This window comes from Lysobacter enzymogenes (genome assembly GCF_017168095.1).
In the GTDB taxonomy this organism is placed as follows: domain Bacteria; phylum Pseudomonadota; class Gammaproteobacteria; order Xanthomonadales; family Xanthomonadaceae; genus Lysobacter; species Lysobacter enzymogenes_D.
This window is the reverse complement of sequence record NZ_LXSD01000277.1, coordinates 1-4844: the sequence shown is the minus strand read 5'-3', so window position 1 is coordinate 4844 and position 4844 is coordinate 1. Positions and strand designations below refer to the sequence as shown.

5 protein-coding genes are annotated in these 4844 nt (G+C 68.9%); 4 read left to right on the top strand and 1 reads right to left on the bottom strand.

The window, feature by feature from the left end:
* Positions 1-155: 155 nt before the first annotated feature.
* Positions 156-704 (bottom strand): inorganic diphosphatase, encoded by a 549-nt coding sequence (ppa, locus tag A7A76_RS08420; protein WP_206410778.1) that lies wholly within the window; start codon positions 702-704, stop codon positions 156-158.
* Between the two features lie 352 nt (positions 705-1056).
* On the opposite strand from ppa, the gene A7A76_RS08415 reads away from it, so the two are divergent.
* The 4 genes from A7A76_RS08415 to A7A76_RS08400 form a co-directional block, all read left to right on the top strand.
* Complete coding sequence (locus A7A76_RS08415) at positions 1057-2052, top strand: sterol desaturase family protein (RefSeq protein ID WP_206410777.1); 996 nt, start codon at positions 1057-1059, stop codon at positions 2050-2052.
* A complete protein-coding gene (locus A7A76_RS08410; RefSeq protein WP_206410776.1) occupies positions 2049-2528 on the top strand; it encodes a discoidin domain-containing protein in 480 nt (159 codons plus the stop codon). The genes A7A76_RS08415 and A7A76_RS08410 overlap by 4 nt, the downstream gene beginning before the upstream one ends.
* A gap of 192 nt (positions 2529-2720) precedes the next feature.
* Positions 2721-4259 carry a M91 family zinc metallopeptidase gene (locus tag A7A76_RS08405; RefSeq protein ID WP_206410775.1) on the top strand — a complete coding sequence of 513 codons (1539 nt, stop codon included), beginning with the start codon at positions 2721-2723 and terminating at the stop codon, positions 4257-4259.
* A gap of 396 nt (positions 4260-4655) precedes the next feature.
* Positions 4656-4844: hypothetical protein (locus tag A7A76_RS08400; protein ID WP_206410774.1), on the top strand; the 189-nt coding region annotated here is incomplete at its 3' end.

The following is a 4844-nucleotide window of genomic DNA, read 5'->3' as shown; positions in this document are numbered from 1 at the left end:
ACAATGCAACTGCGCCGCAAGTTTCGTCGTAGTCGCATTGTCGCGGTCGCGGCTCGCGCCGCTCCTACAGCGGGCGGGCCGCAATCGCGCGGCGGTCGGGCGAAAAAAAAGGCCGCCCGGAGGCGGCCTTTTTCATGGTTCGCGACGCGATGCGCTCAGAACTTCGGCTTGTCTTCCTCGGCCGCATAACGCTCGATCGCCTCGACCAGGATCTGCTTGGCCTCTTCGGCGTTGCCCCAGCCGTCGAGCTTGACCCACTTGCCCTTCTCCAGGTCCTTGTAGTGCTCGAAGAAGTGGCCGATGCGCTCGAGCCAGTGCGGGCTGACCTGGGCGATGTCGTGGATGTGCGAGTAACCGGCGAAGACCTTGTCCACCGGCACCGCCAGCAGCTTCTCGTCGCTGCCGGCTTCGTCGCTCATGCGCAGCACGCCGACCGGGCGGCAGCGGATCACCGAGCCGGGGATCAGCGGCAGCGGCAGCACCACCAGCACGTCGGCCGGATCGCCGTCGCCGCACACGGTGTGCGGCACGTAGCCGTAGTTGCAGGGATAGCGCATCGGGGTCGAGAGGATGCGGTCGACGAAGATCGCGCCGGACGCCTTGTCGACCTCGTACTTGACCGGCTCGGCATCCTTCGGGATTTCGATGATGACGTTGATCTCGTGCGGCGGGTTCTTGCCGGTGGGGACGTGGTCCAGACCCATGTGTGCTCCGACTGCTGAGGCCCGCGGGGACGGGCCGGATGGATGAAAGGGGGCCTCATTTTACGCGTCTGGCTGTTGCGATGCAGCACGCGGCCGTCCCGATCCGGGGCCGGCCCCAGGGGCGGCCGGGCGCGACGCAAATGTCGAACGGAGGCGAAGCAGCCGGCTTCGGCGTCGATCCTCGCCCCAGGCGGCCCGCGCCAGCGGCGTTGGCCGTCGCCCGCCGGACCGCGTCCAAATCCGCCAAATCACCCGTCCAACGCCTTCGGCCTGCATTTTCCACGCCCCACTTGAGACGCCGCGCCGGCCCTGGCTATATCGACGCTGGATCGATCTAAAACCGGGAAAATCGATGGACCTGGGCTCGCAGGCCGTGCACGAACTGGTGGGTTTCTTCGGCCTGGGCGCCTTGCTGGAGCTGCTGGCCAGCGAGGGCTACCGCGGCCTGCTCAGCGGGGCCGGGGTCAAGGCGCTGCTGTTCCCGGTGATCCCGGCGCTGCTGGTCTACGAGCTGCTGCGCACCATCGCCCGGCGCCGGTTCAAGCTCGAGGACTACAAGATCCCGTTCCTCACCATGCTCGCCAACCGGCTGATCGGCGCGGTGCTGAGCTTCGGCGTGGTCGCGCTGTGCATCGCGCTGCTGCAGCCGCTGGCGCTGTTCCAGGTCGAGGTGAGCGGGTGGGGGCTGGTGTACGGCTACGTGGTCTGGGAGTTCGCCCACTTCGTCTACCACTACCTCGCCCACAAGGTGCGGCTGCTGTGGTGCCTGCATTCGACCCACCACGCGCCGACCGCGATGAACCTGTCGGTCAACTACGCGCATCTGTTCCTGGAGGCGCCGTACGCGGACCTGGTGCGCACCAGCATCTGCATCCTCGCCGGGGTCAGCCCGCCGTTGCTGCTGCTGATCATGCTGATCGACGGGTTCTGGGGGCAGTTCATCCACCTGGGCGAGCACGCGCTCCAGGACGGAAGGCTGGGGCGGCTGCATCGCTGGATCCTCACGCCCGCGCACCACCGCGTGCACCATGCGCGCAATCCGCTGTACATGGACACCAACTTCTGCAACCTGCTCAATATCTGGGACCGCGCGTTCGGCACCTACCAGCCGCAGCGCGAGGACATCCGCATCGAATACGGCATCACCCGGCCGATGAAGCCCGGCAGTTTCTTCGACGCGTATCTCGGCGAATTCCGCGCATTGCTGCGCGATGTGAGCGCCGCGCCGGGCCTGCGCAACAAGCTGCTGTACTTGCTGATGCCGCCGGGTTGGAGCCACGACGGCCGCTACAAGACCGCGGTGCAGAGCAAGCGCGAATGGCTGGCGCAGCGGCAGGAGGCGGTATGAAGCGCGTGGCAATGACCTTGGCGGCGTTGCTGGTCGCGTCGAGCGCCACCGCCGCGGAAAACTTCGCCCTGCACCGGCCGGTCACCGGCTCGCCGATCTGCAAGCCCGGCGAAGAGGCGATCAAGGCCGTCGACGGCCGCCTGAGCAGCAAGACCGAACACAAGTTCTGCACGCTGGAAAAACCCGCGTGGCTGCAGATCGATCTGCAGGCGCGCCGGCGGGTGCGCGAGCTGGTGGTCAAGCACGCCGGCGCGGGCGGCGAGGCGGCGGCGATGAACACCCGTGCCTACACGCTGTCGCTGTCCGAAGACGGCCGGCAGTGGCGGCAAGCGGTGTCGGTGCGCGACAACCGCGACAGCGTGCGCCGCCACGCCATCGCGCCGACCTGGGCGCGGTATGTGCGGCTGCAGGTCAGCGAGCCGGCGCAGGATCCGGCCGATCCGGCGACGCGCATCTATGAGGTGGAAGTGCGCTGAGCGCAGCGATGCGGTTGTGGGAGGGCCTTCACACAAAGCGGTCTCCCACAAAAATTCCCTTGCACTAGAAGCCTTCCCGCAACGGCATCGCCCGGCCTGGGGCCGACCCTAGCTGGGGTACGCGCTAGCTTGGACGCCGCCATACCTGTGCGTATCTAGGAAGCCTCGTTTCCTCGACGCGCAGGTCCGCCCATGTCCGTACAGCTCGACGCCACCCGCTCCGCGCCGCCGCCGCTGGCCGATGCCTATTGGGACAACCCGGCCGCCTCCGACCCGAACCGGCAGGTGACGCCCGAGCCGATGGGCCTGCTGCAGGCCGCGGCGATCGAACCGACCGCGACCCTCGCCGCCGACGGCACGGTCGAGATCGACGGCAGCGCCACCAACCCGCAGCAGCGCACCCAGAGCAGCACGCCCGACGGCAAGCCGGTGCAGGTCGATCCGCTGCACGACGGCGCCGAAGTGTCGATCGCGCGCGAACGCACCCTGGCCGACGCCGGCGGCGGCCGCCAGTACATCAGCACCGACCAGATCGTGCTGACCACCGGCGCCAAGAACGATCAGGTCAACGTCACCCAGCGCGACGACGGCACCCTGGACGTCGGCGTCAACGGCGAGCGCTACGCCGTGCGCCTGACCGAGAACCAGGAGCTGACCATCCGCAGCGGCGACGGCAACGACGTCATCGCCGTCGCGCCCAACGTCAAGGTCAACATCGTGGTCGATGCCGGCGCCGGAGACGATACGGTGACGACCGGCGCCGGCAACGACCGCGTCGACGGCGGCGCGGGCAACGACCGCATCGCCGGCGGCGCCGGCCGCGACGACCTGTTCGGCAACAGCGGCGACGACACGCTCGATGCGGGCGCCGGCGACGACGTGGTCTACGGCGGCGACGGCGCCGACCGCCTGCTCGGCGGCGACGGCGTCGATTTCCTCGAAGGCGGCCGCGGCAACGACGAACTCGATGGCGGCGCCGGCCACGACATGCTGTCCGGCGGCCTCGACGACGACACCTTGCGCGGCGGCGACGGCGACGACGCGATCTACACCGGCGCCGGCAAGGACACGGTCGACAACCGCGCGGGCAACGACACCGTCTATGCCCAGACCGCGATGGACCTCATCAACGCCGCCGCCGGCGCGCGCAACACCGTGGTCAACGTCGAGATCGGCGCGGCCAAGGGCGTGACCGTCGAAGGTTCCGACGCGTTCAAGCAGCGCGTCGGCGCCGAGATCGACTTCCTGCGCAGCTCGCCCAACGGCCAGCGCATGCTCGCCGAGTTCGACCGGGCCGCCGCGCGCGGCAACAGCGTCACCATCAAGGAACTGGCCAACGAACAAAACGGCTACGCCCAGACCTTCAGCAACGACGCCGACCTCGTCGGCGGCCGCCCGGGCCGCGGCGGCGACGTGCAGATCAGCTACAACCCCTCGTTCCACATGGACGCGTTCCCGGCGCCGGTGGGCGTGCTCTACCACGAGATGTCGCACGCCTATAACGGCGTCAACGGCACCTTCCAGCCGGGCACCTACCGCGGCACCGGCCCGGACAACGGCGAAGTGCCCAACGCCGAGCGCCAGGCCGTGGGCCTGGAGACCAGCGCGCCGGCCTACGACTTCGACGGCGATCCGGCCACGCCCAAGACCACGGCCAACCCCGACTGGCTCACCGAGAACGGAATGCGCGCCGAACTCGGCCTGCCGGACCGGCCGAACTACACCTTGTAACCGCGACGCCGGCGACGTTCGCGGCGCGCCTGAGGCTTGGGGATCGAAGGCAGCCCGCACTCACCGCGGGCTGCCTTCGCATTGACCAGCGCGGCCCGAACCGAGTGTGGGAGGGACTTCAGTCCCGACGCCTTTCTTCCCGATCGCTTCGAAGCTCCCAAGCCGCAACGCCATCCACCGGAGACGACCGATCCGATGGAAACGAATCCGTTTTCCCCTTGTGGGAGGGACTTCAGTCCCGACGCTTTTCTTCCCGATCGCTTCGAAGCCTCCACACCGCGACACCGTCCGCCGGAGCAAACCGATCCGATGGAAACAAATCCGTCTTCCTCAATCCGCCGCAGCGCACACGGTGTTTGCCTCGCCGCCGCCCTGCTCGCAAGCCCGCTCCAGGCCATGTCCGCCGACCGCGTCGAAACCCAGGGGCAGGGCGCGACCCTGCACGCCGAATTCGCCTACGACCCGGCCCGGCGCACGCTGCGGGTGGATTACCGCGTGCGCAACACCGGCGCCGCGCCGCTGGCGGTGTTCGACCGCGGCGACCGCCACGCGGTGGCCAGCGGCCGCCAGCGCGCCGGCGCGGTC